Raw genomic sequence first — 20,570 nt, 5'->3', positions numbered from 1 at the left:
CTTGTAATGGTGGACAAATAGACGACACTCAAAACTCTGAGCTATTAGAACCTAATCCAAGATCAAATGAGGAGACAGATTTTTCTCGCTATACTGATAATTTTTCTCCTAATCAGCCTACAGGTGAATCAAGTTCACCTATAATTGATGATAGCTCTCTAGCTAATAGGAAACTTAAATCAACCGATAAGAGTAAGACTAATTTTAAGGATAAAACGGTACTAAGTTCCCCTGCTTTTCTATTTGGTAATGAGAAAAAGCTTTATCAATATATTTTATCCTTAGCTAATAATTCTAGAGGACCGACTCCGCTAATAAATAAGAATCAAATTCTTGACGCTATAGGAATTCCTGAATCAGGCTTGAAGAGAACATTAGACCGTTTAATTAAGAAGGGAATTATTAGCGTTGCATTATCTCAACAAGGACGGTATGGATGGCGCTCATTTATAATTAATATTCTTCCATAATAACATTCTGATTATGTAAGATTATAGATAGCATAATATTTTTAGAACTATAAGCTCGCCTTTCTAATTTATAGATCCCAAAGAAAGGCCTTTAGAGGACTCTAAGTAAATGTAAACATTCGACACAATATAGTTCCTGTTATTTTATGTATTTTAATTTAGCAGCACCATAAATAATAGTGGACAAATGGTGGACATGAGACTCTTAGCAACAAAAATTACCGTCATAGGTTGGTCCCACTATAATTATTTAAAATTCCCCACTTTCTTTTAATAGTGATCTTATTTCAAAACATTGCTTTTTTATAGGGTGGCAAACAGTGGACAAATGAACGACATGAGCTTTCTCCTCATAGTTTAGAAAAGCTTAAAAGTATATCGTTGGACAAACGGCGGACATAAGACTGTTAGCAAATAATGTACCATCATAGAAGGGTGGAAAACCTCCCAGGCAATATTGTGATGGGGTTGGTCGTGATAAACCGAAAAGACTAATCCTTTTTGATCATAAGGGAACTGCTTTTTATTGATCCCCGCTTCTTCCCGGCTCGGCGAATGGCGGCCTTCAGCACAAATTATCAGAGAGGTTTTAATCTCACAACCATTTTCCAGATAAATGGTAGCTTGAGGCTGAGTAATTTTCTTTGCCAGTGTCTTGGCCGGCGCTTGCCAATTAATCAACGGGTGATTTAAAGCTGCCGCAAAAATTGCTTGCCGAATATAGCGATTCTCGACAATATAGCCCATAGGTTCCGTGCCACGATCACGATGGTCAAAGTTGATCGACCACGGCTGGCCGCCCTCATACACTTTGATGAAGTTAATGGGCGCTGCATAATTTTGCATAGAGTGCCATAAGCCAATTGTAGAAAAAAATTGAGCAGAGGCTAGATTGACGGCAGTGGTCCGGCCATCTAGTTTTTGGTCTAACAGGCGTTCTGGTGTTTCAATATCTATAACAGTTACTGCTAACCCCGCGTTGGCTAATGCTAAGGCTGTTACCCCTCCAACAAGGCCGCCCCCTAAAATACATACGTCTGATTTATGATGCATAAATTATTGATCAATGCTATAAAAAGTTATTTCTAGAGTAGCCTTAATGGTATGAAAACTTCAATAAACATCTCAATAAAAGGTAGACTGTTGTCAAAGTAGAATCATAATGAGGGTACTGTCAATTGCAAGCAAGCTTGCAAATTGCTCTGGTTTCCTTATTCTAATGTTGTCTATTGCCAAGCTAGTTTTGCATATAAACTTAGCTATGAGGGGCTTTAGTAATTATTTTTAGCAGTCTTCTAAGACCAATTAGCTGCTAACATTTCATCCTTCTCAACCCTTTGATCATTACGATACAGGAATGCTAGTTGACGCTGAGCTTTAAAATTTTCTCCGTTTGGCCGCCTTTTTATACTACTTAAAGACTAACCTATCACTATGTTTTATTCCTATACGCTTATGGAACAAAGTTCTTAATGTAATCTGAGTAAAGTTTAAGCCCACGGTTAAATTAATAGAAAGCGGCTATTAAAAAAAAGTGCCTTAGTTTCCGTAGAGATTAGAATAAAAAAGTGGCTTTGTGTAAAAATAAAAAAAGATTTAGCCATATCGATAGATATCCCATCCTTATATGATTGCCCTGCGGATTTTTACAAAAATTATCGCGCTTGCAAAAAGATACGTCTCCAAAAAAATATTAAGCTTTGATACTACATTATGTTACATAAATAGAGCTAATACCCCTCCTTGCCTCACTAAATTTTTTAAAGTTACTCACTTTCTTTTAATAGCTATCGTACTTATAACTGATGCTTTTTTATGGTCGACAAACAGTGGACAAACAGACGGCAAATGGATGACAAAAGTTGTCCTCTCCTGATTTAGAGTATATTAAAAGTATATTGGTGGACAAATAGTGGACATGAGGCTTCTAGCAAGATAAAGTAGAGTCATAGGTTTGCCGACTACATTTCTTAAAGTTCTACCCTTTCTTCAAATAGTGATCCTAATTCATAACATTGCTCTTTTATCGGATGACAAACGGTAGACAAACAGACGGCAAATGGACGACAAGAACTTTCTTATCCTGATGCAGGGTATTCTAAAAGCATATAGGTGGACAAATGGTGGACGTGAGGCGGTTAGTAAGATTAAATACCGTCATAGGTTTGCTCCACTATATTTTTTAAGTTCCTAATTTCTTTTAAAAGTGGCTTATCTTCTCTATACGATACTCTTTTATCGGCTGAAAAATGGCGGACAAATAGACGGCAAATGAACGACAAGAGCTTTCTTATCCTGATTCAGAGTATCCTAAAAGCATATAGGTGGACAAATGGTGGACGTGAGGCGGTTAGTAAGATTAAATACCGCCATAAGTTTGCTCCACTATATATTTTAGTTCCTAACTTTCTTTTAACAGTTATCTTTCTCCTTAAGGATGCTTTTTTAACGGAAATGATCAGTGGACAAAAAGACGACAAAAGGACGACAAGAACTTTCTTATCCTGAATTCAGGGTTTCTTAAAAGCATATAGGTGGACAAATGGTGGACGTGAGGCGGTTAGTAAGATTAAATACCGTCATAGGTTTGCTCCACTATATTTTTTTAAGTTCCTACTTTCTTTTAAAAGTGATTTTTCTTCTAAACAATACTCTTTTATCGGGTGACAAACAGTGGACAAATGGTGGACATAAGGCTTTTAGCAAGTTAAAGCGGTAACAGCTCTATTCGAGTAAAATGGCACAGATTGACACATCAGAGATCCTCAAATCTTATATCATGCCCAGATTTAGAGCATCAACAAAATATTTTCAAAGAGAGATAACAAGCATATAACGCAGCAAAAAATATAATTAGCAGTAACACATTTGCGTTTATACGGCTGCATCCTTGGAGGCAAAAAATAGCCTTATATAAGTCTTTTTTCTATCCCATCGCTCTTCACTCTATATACAATGAGCATAATAACATGCCCTTTAGCAAGCAAAGAAAAGTGTGACAGTAACAAATCTTTCTCACAGCTTTATTAAACTAATTATTCTGAAATATCTTCTGTTTCGCTGAAATAATCGCTACTATCTTCATCAGTTTTTAACTCAGGAAGAGCATTATAACTAACATTTTTATATGTTGTCTCCCTTCCAGAGGGGGGCGGTGTTAAATGTATCTCTGCTTCTCTCTTCTTTTCAAATATATATTCTCGTCCTTCTTCAGCGATCTTGGCACTTTCGTTCTTTTTCGTTATACAGTGTTTATAACCTGGATATCTTTTATTATTAAAAGTACGTTTTTTTATAAGATCATATCCAGCTTTATAACTTGCATCGTATATGCCATAAACATACCCCTGGTAAAATTTCTCTCGTGATTCTGTGTGGGGATGAGGTAAAGTAATATGGACTCTATCACCTTTAATCTGCAGAGCACTAGCGTTTAAAAAGAAGTTTCCTATAAGAGGAGGTAGAGTTCGGTCTCTATAATCACTTTTATCGTGCGGAAAGTTAAAGTGTATCCGTTTAAAACGACGTTGATTAAAATCTGTTGCAATTCGACAAGCATCCACATTGAAGAGAGGAGTGATCCCTCTCTCTTGTAAGTATTTCATATTTTCCTTAAAACTTTCTGGATAAAATGCTTTCAAATCGTTTTCTGATAATAGTTCTGTTGTAGTAATTGCTTCGGGAAAATACGGATGTTTGATTTCATGCTTCTTCAACAAGGCGACCGTAAAACTGAAATCTGCTTCTCCTAATAGAAGCCTTTTCTTATATTTCTTCTTAGGCATTCTTTTTGTGACTTGATTTTCAGCATCAGCGTCATACTCACTGTCACTTACAGAGATTGTAGCGGGTGCAGGAGGTGCCTTTAAAAGAATTCTAGACTCCTGACTAGAAATTGCTGTTATAACACCCAAATTTCCCTGAGTTGATTGTTCTTCCAATTTGAAACTGGATAATTTATGGGTTGCATCCTTTAAAGACTTATCCTCTAAGAAGCACTCTGGGAGTCTATCATTACCACACCATTGATCAGAGTCTTCAGAAACCTCTTCAGTGGTGCTTTCCGAGTCGCTGTCCGATAATTGGCTTCGAATTTGCATTTGCTTGGATGATCTAAACGAATCCAGAAATCCGTCAAAAGCCTCTTTTCTTTCAGAAGCATTAGCTTTTTCACTGATAAGAGCTAAAACAGAAAACAAAGTTATAAAAAATCTTACACGTTTATTGTGCATTTTCTCACTAGTCCTAATAACAATTTGAATGATGATTAGCTTATCTGACACTTCTTTTATAGGTAAATAAATGGGGCGTTTTTCTTATCCTGGCTATCCAATTGGGTCTACTTATTGATTTCTTAGCAAAGTAATGTAAAGAAACGCTAGCAATCAAGGTTAATTATCTAGTAATTTCTAAAGAGGTCTCTGCTTTTTATAGAAAGTTGCCAGAAAGTAGGTTATGGAGCTAACTTTGTGTGATCATGTTACGAGAAGGCATAAAAAGATACTGTTACAAAATCAGACCGTATCATTCTACATAAATAGTGCCGATATCCCCTAAATTACCGTCATATGTCTGCTTCACTATATTTTTTTTAAGTCCTTCACTTTCTTCTAACAGTGACCTTTCTTTTAAACAAAGCTCTTTTAATGGGAGACAAACAATAGACAAATGGTTGGCAAATGGACGACAAGAGCTTTCTCCTCCTAACCTAAAATACCCTAAAGGCTTATCGATGGACAAATGGTGGACAATGCGAGCTTATGATGAACGATAGCAAATATGAGTTAATTCCTGTCATGCTTTATATCAAATAATATATACTCTTAAATGGACAGCTGAGAAAGTATATGTGGTTCTATAGTACTATAATGACCATGGCCAACCCCAATAAAAAAGAGTGGTTGTTCAGTTGTACAAGTCAGTGATAAAAACTTTTCCACTTGAGAGTCACTAAAAGCTCCTGTCATCCATGTATCTAGCCCTAAAGCTGTTGCCGTTAATAACAGAGACTGGGAGGCATGACCGATATCAATTAATGTCATCCGATAGCCGCGTGAGTGAGGATATTTCCACCAAGCTTTTTCAAAACGTGAGGTTAGAAATATGCCTGCAGCAAGGCCCTCGGCAAAATATTGACCATACAGAAGAGGAATCAATTCTTCTTCCGCAAATTTTTCCTCAATTAGAGTTAGATGATGATCAACTGAATCATAATGATATATTCCGGGCGTGAGGCCTTCAACTCGTAAGGCAATTAAATAAGCTTCTTCGGGATGGAGTCCACCTGCAGAAGGAAAAGATTTGCGCCGCCCCAAAATCTGTAAACCGTTTTCTTCTAAATCAGTCCATTTCTCATGAATGGGCCCCAAACTCACAAATAATAGTGCACTTAAAACTTCCAAAGAAATTTTTTCCCCCTTAAAGTGGCGGTTGGTTTTCCGTCTTTTAACCACAGAATAATATTTTTCTTGCTCCAACAGGGAAAGATCGGGGGTAGGAAGAGGCACTCTAACTCCTGCTTCTCTTTGAATATGAAAGGCTGGGGGATGAGTCGCAATTGTATTACAATACGCTAAGTAGTTTTCAATCCACTCTTCACGGCTCAACCCAATCAAATGCTCTGCAATATCTCTTGTCCCGATATGATATATTTTAGAAAGATCATCCCATCCCCACTCCTGTTGAATGAAAGGCTCTTTTGCGATGAGCTGCGCCTCTTCTAACTCAGCATCGATTGGAGATAAGCTTTCAACTTTTCCCTCTGCCCAAAGCCGCAACCGCTCCATATATTCAGCTTCCAAAGTGAATTGTGTATGATGAAGATAGTCCCAAACCACAAATTGACCATCTTTAATCAAGAAAAATAGATTAGGATTAATATACATAAGTTTTTCCTTCAAATCTTCCTACAGCCCTAAAGCTATTCTTAGCATATACAATGCATAACATTACCCTTATCCATAAACTTTGAAAAGAGGAATATAATATACCAATAAACAATAGCTTAGTCTTCGTTTTATTTAGATTATTTTTATAAGAATAAATAACTACATGGAGAGGATTAAATAAAAATTATGGCTGCCCGTTAATAAAGTAGCAGCTATTAGGAAGAGCACGATTTAAGTCTATATAGATAGGGATAGCTCATATCATGAGCACGCAATTATAGGGGAGATTTGTATTATTAAGTTAACAATGTGAACCTTGAGTTTAGAAAAAAGAAACTAACTTGGTTGCTAATGAAAAAGCCGAGAAAACTACATAAGATGGAAGGGTCAACAGGGGAGCTGTACTAGGATGGCATGTCGATAGTCTTATTATTAGCAATTACCATTAGGGAAGCTTTGAAAGTCTTAATAGCTGGGAGAAGGGGGATAACCCCCTCCTGATAGCGTTTATTTAAGTAGCAAGCTTGGGAGATCAACAAGAGAATAGCTGGTACTTCGGCCCCCTTCTGGGTTTTTAGTTAAGATGCCTAAATTAAGAAGTTCGAGGATATCTCGATAGGCCGTATCTTGAGAGCATTTTATAATCTTAGCGAATTTGGAGGAAGTTAACTTGCCTTCGAAACCATTTAACAGAAGATTGATAATCTTTTTCTGGCGCTCGTTTAATGAAAACTTGTCGATAGCTTGCCAAAATTGTGATTTAAAGAGTACAGCATTTAGGGTGCTACTCGCTCCTTGTATGGCTCGTCCTAGGCAATTAATGAACCACTCTAACCATTTGGTTATTTCCAAATCTCCTTTTTGGCTTTGTTCTAAAATTTTATAGTAATCCTTACGTTCCTGTTGGATCTGAGAGGAGAGACTATAAAAACGCTGGGAGCTTTTCTCTGATTTAGCGAGCATGTAATCGACGATTGCTCGTCCAATACGTCCATTCCCATCATCAAAAGGATGGATTGTAACAAACCACAGATGGGATATACCTGCTTTAATAATAGGATCTAAGGGTGAGACACCATTCAACCAATCCAAAAATACATCCATTTCAAGATCAACCTTTTCGGGTGAGGGGGCTTCAAAATGGACTTTTTCTTTACCAATATAACCTGATACAACTTCCATGGGTCCTTTGCGCCATTGACCTACGGTAATGCGGGATAATCCACTACGCCCTGTAGGAAAAAGGGAAGCATGCCAGGCAAAAAGCCTATCCTTAGTAATAGGTTCCTGAAACTTTTGAGTGGCATCGAGCATCATTTCAACGACGCCTTCTACGTTGCGATCAACTTTATCTATCCCAGCTATCTCTATGCCCAGTCGCCGGGCTATTGAGGAACGAACTAATGAGGTATCTAAAAGCTCACCTTCAATTTCACTGGACTTTACAACGTCCTGAGTAAGTGTCTGAAGGACTGCCTCTTTTCGGAGATTAAATCCTAAAGATTCCATCTTCCCTATAAGCAGGCCTTGTTGATGGCGTATAGGAATAAGTTGCTCAAGAATAGCTTCTCTATTCCACCGAAATTTTGGCCAATCTGTTAGCTCATGAATATACATTGGGGAAACCTTCATTTCTACTTAAATAAAGTATAGAAAAAATTCTCCGCAATCACAACCACAATCTCCGCATTTGTTGCGGATATTATAATGTTCATTCTCCGCAAGATGTTAAATACTGATAGAGAGTGACTCGACTTATCCCGAGAGATTTAGCAATATGTGATTTTTTCTGTCCGCTAGCAATTCTTAGCTGCATGTCTTTTAATTGTTCATCGGATAATGCCCGCTTTCTTCCCTTATAGACGCCTTTCTTTTTAGCAATGGCAATACCTTCCATTTGACGTTCGCGGATTAGAGCTCGTTCGAACTCTGCAAAGGCCCCCATAACTGAGAGGAGGAGGTGCGCCATGGGGGAATCTTCGCCAGTAAAGGTTAAGCTTTCTTTAATAAAGTGAACTTTGACTTCCTTTGCTGTCAATTCTTGAACAAGGCGCCTCAGATCGTCAAGGTTACGGGCGAGACGATCTAAGCTATGCACAACAACAGTATCCCCATCCCGGACATATTTAAGGAGCTCTGCTAACTGGGGCCGTTCCGTATCTTTACCTGAGGTCTTATCAATAAAAACCCGATCAGTTTTTATTTCTTCTAGCTGCCGCTCAGGATTTTGCTCGAACGAACTGACACGTATATAACCAATGATTTTTCCAGCAGCCATCAATTTACCTCATTTTTGTTAAGTTAGAGTCTAAAACATCAATTTACTTATGTAAAGTAATAAAATTTTTGACCCTATCTTTACGCATTTTAAAGGGGTTTTAATTTGTTAGTTTAGAGTATACTTTAAATTAACAGTGTCTCTCTGCTGTGGATAGTAGAATGGCAATATGATGAACGCTTATGCATCACACTTAAACGCCTAGCCTTATTTCCTTTTATTTAAGGACCCTTAATCTCAAATTCAGGATCGACAAGCGAAAAAGAGGGCAAAAAGTATGCTCATTTCATTATAATGTTCACAGAGCTATCGCTGTTATTAGCTGTTAAATGAGCAGATTTATCAGCTTCGTTTAGGGGGTGAAAGCTATCTTTGGGTGGTCTTCTTGTTCTTTATTATCTGGTTCCTTACCCTCAATAATATTAAGGAGTAAGCGGTATTGTTCAAATCGCTCTGTGATTCGCTCAAATAGCATGGAAATAGCCACCTTTTGGACCTGCTTGATTATAAATATTGAGGGAGTAGGTAAAATAATCATCACTCTTAAAGATATCTAAGAGATATGTATTCTTTTTATAAAGCTCGACAACAAGCTTTTCCACTAAAAAGGGAGTGCTTTTATGGCTGGGCTTACCATCGAGATAGAAGAAATCAAGCGTGGCCTCTCTTCTCTCTTGAGGGTTAACAGTCCTGAAACATAAACGGCTAAAAATGGTTTCTGCTATACTATTAAGGCCATGGAAATCGCACTGAACTGCTTGAGCTAACCCTATTATGCATAGCATGGCTTCTAAAGAGAATAATTGCTCCTATTCTTTACTTTTAGATCTTCACCTCTAGTTGTTCCCGTATTATTGGCAATCGGTTGATTAGCCTTATGGGGAATCAAAGACAGGTTAGTGTCCCCATTCTTCTTCTTATCTTCTTCGCTTAAAAGGCTTGGATTTTTCCTAATCTGAATATGCCATAAATAGTAGTCTAATTTTTCTGTGACCATTTCCAAGAGAATGGAGAGGGCTATTCTTTTGGACTCTTTTAGGTCTGGTTTATTATAAATCTCTAAACAAGTTCTGAAGAAACTCTTAATTTGTTTAAAAGGTTCTAGGAGATATTTCTTTTCTTCACAAAGTTGGGGTACTGACTTTTCCGTAAGATACAGATCTCTATCCTCATAGGGTTCACCCTTTAAGAGACAAAAACTTAGCGTTTTTTCGACTGTTTCTTGGGGAACAGTTTGTGTCCTATTTATTTTAGTTGAAAAAGCGATTGCTTTATCCTCCAGCATCTCGAAGTTAAATTCAACCGCTTGACCTAAATTGCACCATAGTAAAACAGTGATAAGAGAAATCTTCTTGATCAAGGGCCCTCTCCAGTGCAAAGATTTACCTGCTTAACTTTATCGTCCTTATTACTTTACAATTAGGTCCTGACTTCTAGACTTATCTGTGTTATTGACAAGAGGCTGATTTGCTTTAGAGGAGATTAATGGCATGGTTGTGTCTTGGGTTTTCTTTTGCTCTTCTTCTTTCAATTCCTCTAATGCTTTTCTCCTAATTTCTATATGCCATAGGCGGTAGTCTAATCGCTCTGTTACCATCTCCAAGAGAATTGAGAGAGCTATTTTCTTTGACTCTTTTAGGTCTGGTTTATTATAAATCTCTAAACAAGTTCTGAAGAAACACCCAATTTGTTTAAAAGTTTTGGTTAAATATTCCTTTTCTTCACAAAGTCTTGGTGCTGATTTTTGAGTAAGATACAGATCTCTATCCTCATAGGGTTCACCATTTAAGAGACAAAAACTTAAGGTTTTTTCAATTCTTTCTTGAGGGATAATTTCTTTATCGTATATTTCCTCCGCAAAAGCCCTTGCTTTACCCTGCAGCATCTCAAAATTAAATTCTACAGCTTGAGCTAAATGACACCCTAATAAAACAGTGATAAGAGGAATCTTCTTAATCATTGGCTATCTCCCTAAATATTAATTTTGTGCGATTAATGCAATTATAATTTAATTCTTACTTCTATCTGGTCAGAGTTAAGGTAAATTATGTATTATAATTCTTCTTGCCTTTTCAAAAATATCTGGCTGATTTAAAAATAAAACTAAACATTTTATTTGACTGGGTAAAGTTTCTAATGTTGATTCAGAATTTATATCCTCACCCGTTAGAAAATTCCTCCTTAATTTATCAAAATTCTCGATCTCCATTTCTTCTAAGGCCCAAAGGCTCGCAAATTTAATACCTCTGAATTCTATAATGGCTTTGCCATAGCTGGCATCAAATTCTTGATAAGATGGGTGAAACTGGTTGTATGCTCCCATTGAATCATCTTCACTCGAAAAGTAAGGCGGTGATAAAGCATCAACTTGTGAGTCAATTTCATTAATTGCTATTTGTTGAGGGTTCGTAAGGTCAATCTCATAACGTATGTGCGGATTATCAATACTCTCGAGAGCCTCTTGCCAATAGTCTTTGAAGATTATTCGGGGTTTGGGCGAACCGTGATTTAAAATATCAGACTCTTTAATCATACCGGTGCCAATAATGCCCTGGGATAATAAGAACTTAACAGAATCTGGTATCTCATCTTCGGGCGAGCTATATAATTGAGGCAATCGGGGCGAAAGGTCTTGTCGCTTCTGTAATTCTTTATCATAGTACTCTGCCCCATAATTAACATATTGAAAATGGGTCGCTAAATTCTTTGAACTAAAAAGCTTATTATTATTGATGACCCTTTCACAAAATAAGTCGCGGAAAGAAGGTAAAGAAGATTCAGGGCGTTGGTTTTTAATTTCTTTCCACATTAAAGAAAAAGGCCGACGGGATAGTAAAGCTAAATTCCTTTTTGCATCAACCTGCCTAGCCCTCTTGAAAGCATCTTGAAGCTCGTTACCATAAGAATAAAAATCTTTTGGGCGCGCTGGCGTCATCGTCCAAACTGTGTAAGCGAAGAGAAACAGTAAACCATTTTCTTCAGTAAAATATTGTCCTGGGTCATCTAGCGAGCTTTTTAAACTATTCAAAAAGGGGAATGCCATTTCAAATTCATCGTAAATACTACCCGTTCCTCCTTCCAAATTACCAAAAAGCGTGACAACCAATGGAATAGTATAGGATAAAGGATGCTGGATGGTTATCTGAGGCTGGAATACTGGCATGTAGTTTTCTTTAGGAAATGATAAAGGTTCCTGCGGAAGGCGAGAAAATAAAGGAGTTTCGTACAAGGATAAACTTTCAAAGTCCTGGCCCGAGAAATCTTCCTTTAGAGCATTAAACCATTGTCGCAGGGTAACTGGAGAACCTTGATGATAAAAGGATACGAGTTTTTGACAGGCCACAATGATAGTGTTGATGCAGATTTCAAGGTCTTGGTGATCCTGCTGTTGGTCAGAGGCAAAAGGAGGCGTTACAAATTCAAGGTCACTACCATCGAAGACCAAGTGCCAGAGTTCTTGCATTCCCTTATTCAAGGAAAACAAAGGCTTCTTTTGGAAATGGATATTATTTTTAGCCCAGGGAACTAAATGGTTGCCTTCTTGGAATTCAAGACCGATCTTAAACTTGAAAGGTGTTCCCTCTGTGATTTGTACGGGAGCATCCATGGCTGATGCAATTAATGAAAAATTGGTCAGAATAAAATAGGTACAAAATATATGAGTCAAATAATTTATAGCTCTACAAATCATTACACGCTGCCCCTTGCATAAATATCTCTTTAGATATAGGAATTAAATGCTAAATTTTCCAATCAAAAAAATGCCCTAAAAAATGACAAGCAAAAAGATGATAGGGGGGAGCAGCCCAAGCAACAGGAAGAAATCGACTTATTAACACGAATCTTCTCCCTTAGTTAAGTCTTTGAAAAATTATACCCTTTTCTTAAACTTATGGGATTAAAGAGAGAAGGTTGAGTTGAAACTCAGCGTGATTTTATACTGTATGGTCACTTCACCCAACGCTGAACTTGAATCCCTAAAAATAAGCTAGGAAGTGAATCCTCAGGATATTTTTCAATGCAGTGAGTGTAGGGTTTATACTGCTGACGCGATAGACACCTAAAATTCTCCATTGGGACATATTTACTTATAGAATGTTCTTTCCATTTATCTTCGAACTCTTCTTCCGGAGATCGATTTAAATCTAAAGAATTTATATTAAATAGGAAACCGTCTTTTCCCCTCTTATCCTCACATCCGGCGTCGCTCATGAGATGATAAGGGTTACAATTCCAGGGTTTGTTGTTAATAGATACGAAGAAAATGGGAAACCTTGTTCCCAGTTGCTCATTAACTTTTTTTTCTAAATGTGAGCGAAACTTACACAGGGCTTCTTGGCACTTAGAACAATTATCATTATAAGAATAAAGTTTTATTATTATTCCCCTTATCTTACTAGGGGTAGTTTGCGGAAAAGTGCAGGAATTAGGGTTTGGGTGTAGATTTGCGTACTTTTGAGATTGTAGATCGTGAACATCCGAGAATATTCACAATATCGGTATAGCTTTTACCCGCGTTCAAAAGTGCGGTAATATTTTCATTTCGTTTAAGGTTAGCAGGGCGCCCTTTATATTTGCCATCCATCTTAGCTTTGGCGATGCCTTCTGACTGTCTGCGTCGCCGGTCTTCATAATCCTTTCGGGCGACAGCTGCCAGCACATCCAGCATCATGCTGTTAATAGCGGTGAGCATCCGCTGTGTAAATTCATCGCTTCTGCTATTGATAAACTGATGAGAGGTTGGCAAATCAAAGGCCACTACAATAATGCCCTTACCGGTAATCTGTGATTTCAATAGTTCCCAGTCTTGACTATTGAGGCGGCTGATACGGTCAACCTGTTCGACCAGAAGGATGTCTCCGCGTTGTGCGATATCAAGGAGGCGAAAGAGTTCAGGCCGTTTCAATGTAGCCCCGCTTTCGTTTTCGATGAACCAGCCACTGATTACCGAATTGGCATCAGCAACAAATGATTCCAATGCTTGTTTTGCGCGCTTGGCATTCTGCTCTTTGGTACTGGCTCTCAAATATCCATAAATTCTGATCATTTGGTACTGTATATATGGTTTTCTAAAACCAGTACAGTATAAATGGTATTATAGATAATAAAAATACCTTTATTGCCGGTACTTTTAAGGTACACCCTAAAAACAATAAAAAAGGAATGAAGTATGGTACATCGTCCAATCCTAACAGAACGACAACGTAATGATTTAATGGCATTGCCATCAGATGAATCTTCGATGTTGTCTTATTATATCTTGAGTGATGAGGACATCATCCGTATCAAACGCAAGCAGGATGCTCACAATCGTCTTGGTTTTGCTTTACAATTATGTGCCCTGCGTTATCCGGGGCGTTATCTGCATACTGATGATGTATTACCCAAAGAACTGATTGATTTTGTCGGTGCTCAGATAGGATTATCTGAGATACAACTTTTAAAGTTTACCTATAAATCTGTTACCAGATATGAGCATCTAAGGGCTTTGCAGCAACATTATGGTTATCTCCCATTCCATCGCTTTGAAGCTGAATTCATAATATGGCTAAAACACGCAGCAATAGAAACACGTAATAACGCTGAGCTGGCGACATTGTTTGTACAGGAATGTCGGAAACGCAGAATCATTCTACCGGGTATTACAGTGATTGAGAGATTATGCGCTGATGCCCGTCTTGCAGCTGAGAGGGAGATTGTAGGACGCATTGCTTCACGGCTCGATGAAAGGATGAAGAAAAATCTGCATGCCATGTTAGAAGAAACCGTTGATGGGCGATTGACGATACATGGCTGGCTGAAGCGGTTTGAAGTTGGGCATAATTCAGCAGATGTGAATCGGCTTCTGGAAAAGCTGGAATATCTTCAAGAGTTAGATATTCCCGAGTCTTTGCTGGATGGTATTCCTACACATCGGGTTATCTGGCTGCAACAGCAGGGTGAGGCATACTATGCTGATGGATTGCGTGATATTAAGGAAGAACGACAAATGGCGATTCTTGCCACCTGTGCTATCCAATGGAAAGCCATGATCATAGACGCAGTTCTGGAAACGCATGACCGGATTGTGGGAAAGGTTTATAGTGACTGCAAGCGCATGCGTGATGACCAGTTGATTGATCACAAGAAACTGGCAAATGAAACCCTTATATCCTTTGTGCAACTGGGTAAGAAGCTTCTGAAAGCCCATGCCACCAATGGTGCTGTGGCAGATGTGATTCAGAGCACAGATGCATTAGAAATGCTTATAATGACTGCCAAAGCGCTGACTAAAAAACTGGGGAGTGAGCCGCTGGAGTTTGTTCTATTGGGCTATGGTAAATTTAGGCGATACACACAGCGTATGCTGGAAGATATCATTTTTGAAGGTAATCAGGCGGCACAGCCATTGCTTGACGCAATTGAATTGCTGAAAGCGTTAAACCAGTCAGAAAAGCAGGCAAATAGTAACTTGCCTATATGCTTTGCGAATCCGAAATGGTGCAAGCGGATGGGCAATGATCCGGAACGAAAACTCTGGGAAACAGCTCTATTGTTTGCCATTCGTGATGGTCTGCGTTCCCGTGATATTTGGGTGAATGATTCCTGCACTCATCGGGACACTAGTCAACAGCTGTTACCGATACAGCAGGCTGAGCAAACCGTGTCCCTACCTATTCCTCTGCAGCCGGATACATGGCTTGCAGAGCGTCAAGCATTGCTGGAGGAGGGTATTAAGCAGGTGAGTCGGATGATACGCCAGGGAACACTGCCGAACAGCTACATTGAGAAAGGCAAAATACGTGTCAACCGGCTTGACCGCCAGCTGCCGGAAGGCATGGATACGCTAACATTAGATATCTATAAACAGATGCCGGAAATTTCCATCACCGACATTCTCACAGAAGTCGATGAAGATACGGGATTTACCGACAATTTTACCCATGTCCATACCGGATCCCCCTGTAGCGATAAGGTTGGTTTGCTTAATGTATTGCTGGCAGGCGGCATTAATATGGGGCTGAAGAAAATGGCACTATGCAGCAGTTCGCATCCTTCCTTCTGGTCACTAATGCGTATCTCTAGCTGGTATGTCACCAGTGAATCCATGACAGATGCATTGGCTGTCATTATAGAGAAACATAAGAATCTGCCATTATCTGCCGCCTGGGGGGATGGCACGACATCCTCCTCTGATGGACAGTTCTTTTTTTCAGGGGGTGTTGGAGAAGCAATGAATGTGGTCAATGCCAAGCAAGGCTTTACTCCCGGATTCAAAGGTTATACCCATCTTTCCGGTCAATACGGGCCCTTTGCTATCCGAACCATTCCTGCTACTGCCCATGAAGCACCCTATATCCTTGATGGTTTGACCATGAATGATACAGGTAAGCGCATCAAAGAGCATTATGCGGATACTGGCGGTTTTACCGATCATGTTTTTGCTATGTGCGCACTGCTTGGTTACCAGTTTGCCCCCCGTTTGCGCAATCTATCCTCACTAAGGCTCTATAGTATAAAAGGCATCTCCATACCGAAAGCAATGAAAGAGCCTTTCAAGGTGAAAGCTAGCATCGCACGCATTGAACAGCAATGGCCAAATATCATCCGCCTCGTTGCCAGCATTATGACACATAAGGTGATTCCCAGTGATATCCTCCGTCAGCTAGCATCCTTTCCCCGTCAGAATGAGCTGGCTATCGCTTTACGCGAGATCGGTCGTATTGAACGCACCATTTTTATCCTCAACTGGATCAGCTCCGTTGCCCTTCAGCGAAGAGCGCAAATGGGTCTTAACAAAGGCGAAGCACATCATGCCTTAAAGCGTGCGCTGAACTTCAACCGAAGAGGCGAAATCACAGACCGTACATCCGAAAATCAACATTTGCGCATGATGCATCTCAATCTGCTCACCGCCATCATCATCTATTGGAACACCAAACATCTTGGCCGCATTATTCACGATATGAAACAACAGGGGATACATGTGCCACCAGAAAAACTGGCGCATCTCTCACCTCTGGGATGGGAGCATATCATCCTCACAGGATTTTATAAATGGTGAAAACAACTTAAACCCTAATTCCTGCACTTTTCCGCAAACTACCCCTACTAGGGCAAATTCTGGATAAGAGCGGAGAGAGTAGATCATGAGCCCATAAATCATTTAAAAATGCTATTTCGGAATGGGGATACCCATTTTCCCTACAGTCATTACTTTGCTCTCCTATGACATCAATAACAGGGTAATTTTTTTATTAATCGCTGAATTAGATTTGATTTGCTTTACAGGTTTAATTGATAAATTAGGGTAACGGGGATCACGAATTTTAGGCGTATTTTGGGTTTCAAGCTTTTTACCTTCCACAACTACGATTTTTGGATTATCTGAAGGGAATCGTATGGGAGTTTGCTCAGGGGAGTTGTTATAGAGCTTAGGTATTTTATTATCATCCAGATTATCTCGGAAAGACCATTGGATCTCCTGTTCTTCATCTTGCTCGACTCCTATTTCAAACTTAACCATTAAGGGGTTGTTACCCTGAACGCCTAAGTGAGCAAATGTGATTTCAGAGTATTTATCATCGTCCTCCCTCCAAAGGGGAATCTCCCAGTTGAAACCTGCTTCTTGATCCTCATACTTAAGCCTGGCTCCTTTATCAATATAGAGTGCTCTTAACGGATCACTACAATAGGAATTGTGATGAGAATGGGTGTATTGCTGAAACTCTATTGCTGAATATGGTTCTTTTCCCTTCTCAGTATCAGGTCCAGGACATACTTTTTTATTTGGGGGAAATTCTGTCTCTGTAATAGAGGTTGAGATAGAAGAAATATCTAAGTCTCTTGGATGTTTTGAACCTGGCTGGATACGGCTTTCTGGTAAGCTAATTCCCTCTCGTGGATCTTCCATGGGATTTGCGAAACTGTAACACAGAAAAAAAGATATAGTTGTGGCTATTAACTTGGTTTTATTTTTTACGCATATTAAAGATTACCTTGTCTTTTAATCAGTATGAGCACCTTAATTTTTCTCAACGGGCCTTTTTGGGGGCTTTTATGGTAACAAACTAAGCTACCTTCAATCCTAACTCAATTGATTTATTCTCTCTGACTGGACTTGAGATGCATGATAATGCTTAAATTCATACGGATTTATAGAAAGTCTGCATTAACCTTAGCCGGTCTCTCTAAGATAGATAAGACCTCTTCCGCATAATAGATCCGCCCCCATTTGCTCTCATGAATTTTCTTCAAAACATCAGCAGCTTCCAGCTTATGGATAGCCTTTTGCGCGGTTGTATAATTGACCCCAAGGTCGCGCGCAACGTTACTTGTTAAAAGAAAAGGGTTCTTCACTAAATTCTGAACAATGCTTCTCGTTACTGAGGTGCCGGCTCTTGTAAGCTGTGTCTGCCAAGCACTTAACAAATCACTTAAGCGTTGTAATCTGTCGAGCGTATCTTCCGTTTGAGTCGCCACACCGTTGATAAAATATATCAGCCACTCAGTCAGGCTGCCTTTCCTATGAGAAGGATCAAGAGGCCAGTCATAGGTCTCTCGTGTCGCCTCAAAATAGGGACTTAGGGAGAGCAGCGGAAAAGGCAATACTTTTCGATCCACGAGTGCTAAATTAAGCAGTAATCGTCCAACTTGAGGGCTTATTCCTAAGGAGGGGGCTAAAGTGACACAGTGAGAATAGCACAGGGCGCTCTGGATTAAGGGCGGAAGAAGTTTATCTTGAAATAAAAGCTGAAGCTTTTCTAAGCTCTCGCTGAAACTTTCCTGGGACAGAGGCTTATGATGAGGTTTCGACAGGAGGGACGCCACAGAGGCAATGACTCTTAAGTTAGTTCTTAACTTTCTTGGATCTCCCTGAGGAATAGCAATATCCTGTTCTAAAACGTGCTGAACCTTTTGAAGCAAGGGCAGCGATATCGATTCCTCTTTCAGCTGCTCTATTCCATAAGTGAGGGCCTTTTCATAATTCTCAATCTGCTTCACTTCCCAAGGATAAAGAGGAGTATAAGCCCCGGTATTATTGAGGAAAATCTCTCGAAGGGTGGCTCGCGACCCTTCTAACCGAGCGGAAGCCACGGCTTCTCGAAGGAGGAGCGATGAAATAAAGAGAGGCGAGAGGTGATTCATTTCTTGAGCTAGTTTGCCTAGGAGGTAATCCGCTCGCGAAAGAGTCCTCACAAGAGCGGTACTCCATTCAAAATCAGGGGTCAGAGACCTTTTCTCCAAAGCTGCCTCATTACTGAAGGGAGTATCCTCTCTTGCCGTTGAGGTAAATTGTGTATTCATTTGAGTTCCTTGATACCACTTAGCAAGAGAATAAGCTCGAGATCTCTATTTCCTCAGAAATAGGAAGGTAGGTATGACCGAGCCAATCTTTTACACTTTTCCCTCAAAGTCCTTGCTGTCACCAGCGGCAGCTTTGAGGCCTTAAATTTAAAAAGGAAAAGGGTTTAAGCCAAGCTAATAAATATAAGAGGAATATAATAACTATAATGTTCACGTCCCTTCCCATTTAAAGAGTCTCCTTTGAGGGCTTAACCTTCTTAGCCTTGAGGCGAGCATGGTAGCGCTCTTTACGGTGTTTGAGTTTTTCTAAAGCGTAAGCTTTATCAGTTTCCGTAATTTCTTCCACGGGCTCGCCTTGGAGATTGTGGCGATGGGTTTCGTCGATCAAAGCCTTAAGATATTTATGCCATCTTGTATAGAAAGCTAAGGTATAGCGGATCAAGATCCGAGCAAAAGGTAACTCATGCTCAAAAATATCCTTCTCAATGCGTTTCTTAAGAGGCTTGGGTGTATCCTTGCTAAAGCAGTGGGGGTAGGTCTCTTGCAGCCATTCTAAGGCCTTACGGATGCTCTGGGCGCGCTCTTTTCGAGCCTGTAGCTGCTGTTGTCGCTGCTCCTTTTTTTGCTTTGCCTCTTTACTTACCTCTTTAGGAAGAGGGGGAGCTTTAGGGGCAATTTGTTCTTGTCCTGTCTCATAATAAGCTTTCAGTTGATTGAGCTTGGTTTGAGCTTGCTGAACTTGAGTAGGGTTAAGGGTAAGGGGCTTTCGAGTCATGCGCGTCCTATTATTCACTGACTTTTGATTGAAGAGAAACAACGCCAGACTTTAAGGTCGTCTGGAAGTATTTGATGAGCATTTGGGCAATTTCCTGCTGATTCAACGGGAGTTCTTTTTCAAACTCAAGACCCTTTTTAGTCCACCGGGCAATCGATTGTCCTGAGGGCAACACAATTTTCTGCTGACAGTCAAGGATGCCTTTCGAGCCGGTGACAATGTGGAGCACTTTCTCTTCAATTGCTTTACAGCCTGCTCCTTTGCGAATATCATCGGCAATTTCAATTAAAGCTTCCACATAAGCTTCCCCTTTATTGGCTAAGCTTAAAATGGCGGCAGCCGAGCGCGAAGAGACGCGAGTTAAATTTCCCACGGTATCCCAGATCAGGGACGGGACTTTATCAAAGGCCAGATAATTATCAAGTTTGGCGCGCGAGCAGCCAATGGAGTCTGCTAACTGAGTCTTGGTGATTTTGTTTTCCTTGAGAAGTTTGGCATAATACATGCCGCGAGAGTAATCACATAAGGGCAGATGCTGGTTTTCTTTAATCTGAACGATTGCTGCTTGCTCGTCGGTTAAGTCTTGGAGAATGCCTTTGAGAGGAATATTTACTTCTAAACAGGCTTTCCAGCGGCGACTCCCGGCTATAACCTCATAGGTCTCTTGGCCCGGTGAGCTTTTTCTCAGGATTGCGGGTTCAATTTGGCCATGTTTGAGGATATCTTGCGAGAGCGCATAAATATCGCCAAATTCAAAGCCCGAGCGATCGGCAAATTGCCAGCGTTGGCACAGTTTCGGGTCTACTTCAATGAGTTGCATCAGTCCGTCAATCAGTTTGCGATTTTATATTTATAGTTTACAATAATCTATA

At 39.8% G+C, this 20,570-nt stretch carries 16 protein-coding genes; 2 read left to right on the top strand and 14 right to left on the bottom strand.

Going from position 1 to position 20,570, the window contains the following annotated elements; translation table 11 throughout:
- Positions 1–827: 827 nt before the first annotated feature.
- Positions 828–1,523 (bottom strand): FAD-dependent monooxygenase, encoded by a 696-nt coding sequence (locus HMO_RS14910; RefSeq protein ID WP_010303920.1) that lies wholly within the window; start codon positions 1,521–1,523, stop codon positions 828–830.
- 1,218 nt (positions 1,524–2,741) lie between these two features.
- Here HMO_RS14910 and HMO_RS0111755 point away from each other — a divergent pair.
- A complete protein-coding gene (locus tag HMO_RS0111755) occupies positions 2,742–2,978 on the top strand; it encodes a hypothetical protein (RefSeq protein ID WP_010303918.1) in 237 nt (78 codons plus the stop codon).
- A gap of 527 nt (positions 2,979–3,505) precedes the next feature.
- On the opposite strand, the gene HMO_RS0111750 is transcribed toward HMO_RS0111755, so the two are convergent.
- From HMO_RS0111750 to HMO_RS0111700, 9 genes are all read right to left on the bottom strand, one after another.
- Entirely contained in the window at positions 3,506–4,702 is a 1,197-nt protein-coding gene (locus HMO_RS0111750; protein ID WP_010303915.1) for a class I SAM-dependent methyltransferase, read from the bottom strand.
- A gap of 591 nt (positions 4,703–5,293) precedes the next feature.
- Positions 5,294–6,355 (bottom strand): SagB family peptide dehydrogenase, encoded by a 1,062-nt coding sequence (locus HMO_RS14905; protein WP_010303913.1) that lies wholly within the window; start codon positions 6,353–6,355, stop codon positions 5,294–5,296.
- A 510-nt stretch (positions 6,356–6,865) separates the two neighbouring features.
- The gene (locus HMO_RS0111740) at positions 6,866–7,975 is read right to left on the bottom strand and encodes a Fic family protein (protein WP_010303911.1); all 1,110 of its coding nucleotides are present in this window, start codon (positions 7,973–7,975) and stop codon (positions 6,866–6,868) included.
- A 94-nt stretch (positions 7,976–8,069) separates the two neighbouring features.
- Positions 8,070–8,636, bottom strand: a complete 567-nt coding sequence (locus tag HMO_RS0111735; protein ID WP_010303909.1) for a recombinase family protein — start codon at positions 8,634–8,636, stop codon at positions 8,070–8,072.
- 464 nt (positions 8,637–9,100) lie between these two features.
- Positions 9,101–9,421 carry a hypothetical protein gene (locus HMO_RS0111725; protein WP_010303905.1) on the bottom strand — a complete coding sequence of 107 codons (321 nt, stop codon included), beginning with the start codon at positions 9,419–9,421 and terminating at the stop codon, positions 9,101–9,103.
- Between the two features lie 5 nt (positions 9,422–9,426).
- The gene (locus HMO_RS0111720; RefSeq protein ID WP_100070088.1) at positions 9,427–9,996 is read right to left on the bottom strand and encodes a hypothetical protein; all 570 of its coding nucleotides are present in this window, start codon (positions 9,994–9,996) and stop codon (positions 9,427–9,429) included.
- 48 nt (positions 9,997–10,044) lie between these two features.
- A complete protein-coding gene (locus HMO_RS0111715; RefSeq protein WP_010303898.1) occupies positions 10,045–10,596 on the bottom strand; it encodes a hypothetical protein in 552 nt (183 codons plus the stop codon).
- A gap of 75 nt (positions 10,597–10,671) precedes the next feature.
- Positions 10,672–12,327 (bottom strand): hypothetical protein, encoded by a 1,656-nt coding sequence (locus HMO_RS0111710; protein WP_010303894.1) that lies wholly within the window; start codon positions 12,325–12,327, stop codon positions 10,672–10,674.
- 735 nt (positions 12,328–13,062) lie between these two features.
- Positions 13,063–13,683, bottom strand: a complete 621-nt coding sequence (locus HMO_RS0111700; RefSeq protein ID WP_010303456.1) for a recombinase family protein — start codon at positions 13,681–13,683, stop codon at positions 13,063–13,065.
- A 123-nt stretch (positions 13,684–13,806) separates the two neighbouring features.
- Between HMO_RS0111700 and HMO_RS0111695 the strand changes: the two genes are divergently transcribed.
- Positions 13,807–16,680, top strand: coding sequence for a Tn3 family transposase (locus HMO_RS0111695; RefSeq protein ID WP_010303452.1), 2,874 nt, complete (start codon positions 13,807–13,809; stop codon positions 16,678–16,680).
- Positions 16,681–16,842: 162 nt separating this feature from the next.
- Here the strand turns inward: HMO_RS0111695 and HMO_RS0111690 are convergent, their stop codons facing one another.
- From HMO_RS0111690 to HMO_RS0111670, 4 genes are all read right to left on the bottom strand, one after another.
- A complete protein-coding gene (locus HMO_RS0111690; protein WP_010303450.1) occupies positions 16,843–17,529 on the bottom strand; it encodes a hypothetical protein in 687 nt (228 codons plus the stop codon).
- 242 nt (positions 17,530–17,771) lie between these two features.
- Positions 17,772–18,923: a Fic family protein gene (locus HMO_RS14900; protein ID WP_010303448.1), complete on the bottom strand. Its 1,152-nt coding sequence runs from the start codon at positions 18,921–18,923 to the stop codon at positions 17,772–17,774.
- A 226-nt stretch (positions 18,924–19,149) separates the two neighbouring features.
- Positions 19,150–19,698: a ProQ/FINO family protein gene (locus tag HMO_RS0111675; protein WP_010303441.1), complete on the bottom strand. Its 549-nt coding sequence runs from the start codon at positions 19,696–19,698 to the stop codon at positions 19,150–19,152.
- Between the two features lie 10 nt (positions 19,699–19,708).
- Positions 19,709–20,518: a ParB/RepB/Spo0J family partition protein gene (locus tag HMO_RS0111670; protein WP_010303438.1), complete on the bottom strand. Its 810-nt coding sequence runs from the start codon at positions 20,516–20,518 to the stop codon at positions 19,709–19,711.
- Between the last annotated feature and the right edge of the window lie 52 nt (positions 20,519–20,570).

The sequence above is a fragment of the Candidatus Odyssella thessalonicensis L13 genome (assembly GCF_000190415.1).
Taxonomy (GTDB): domain Bacteria; phylum Pseudomonadota; class Alphaproteobacteria; order Paracaedibacterales; family Paracaedibacteraceae; genus Paracaedibacter; species Paracaedibacter thessalonicensis.
This window is presented reverse-complemented; position numbering and strand designations above follow the sequence as displayed.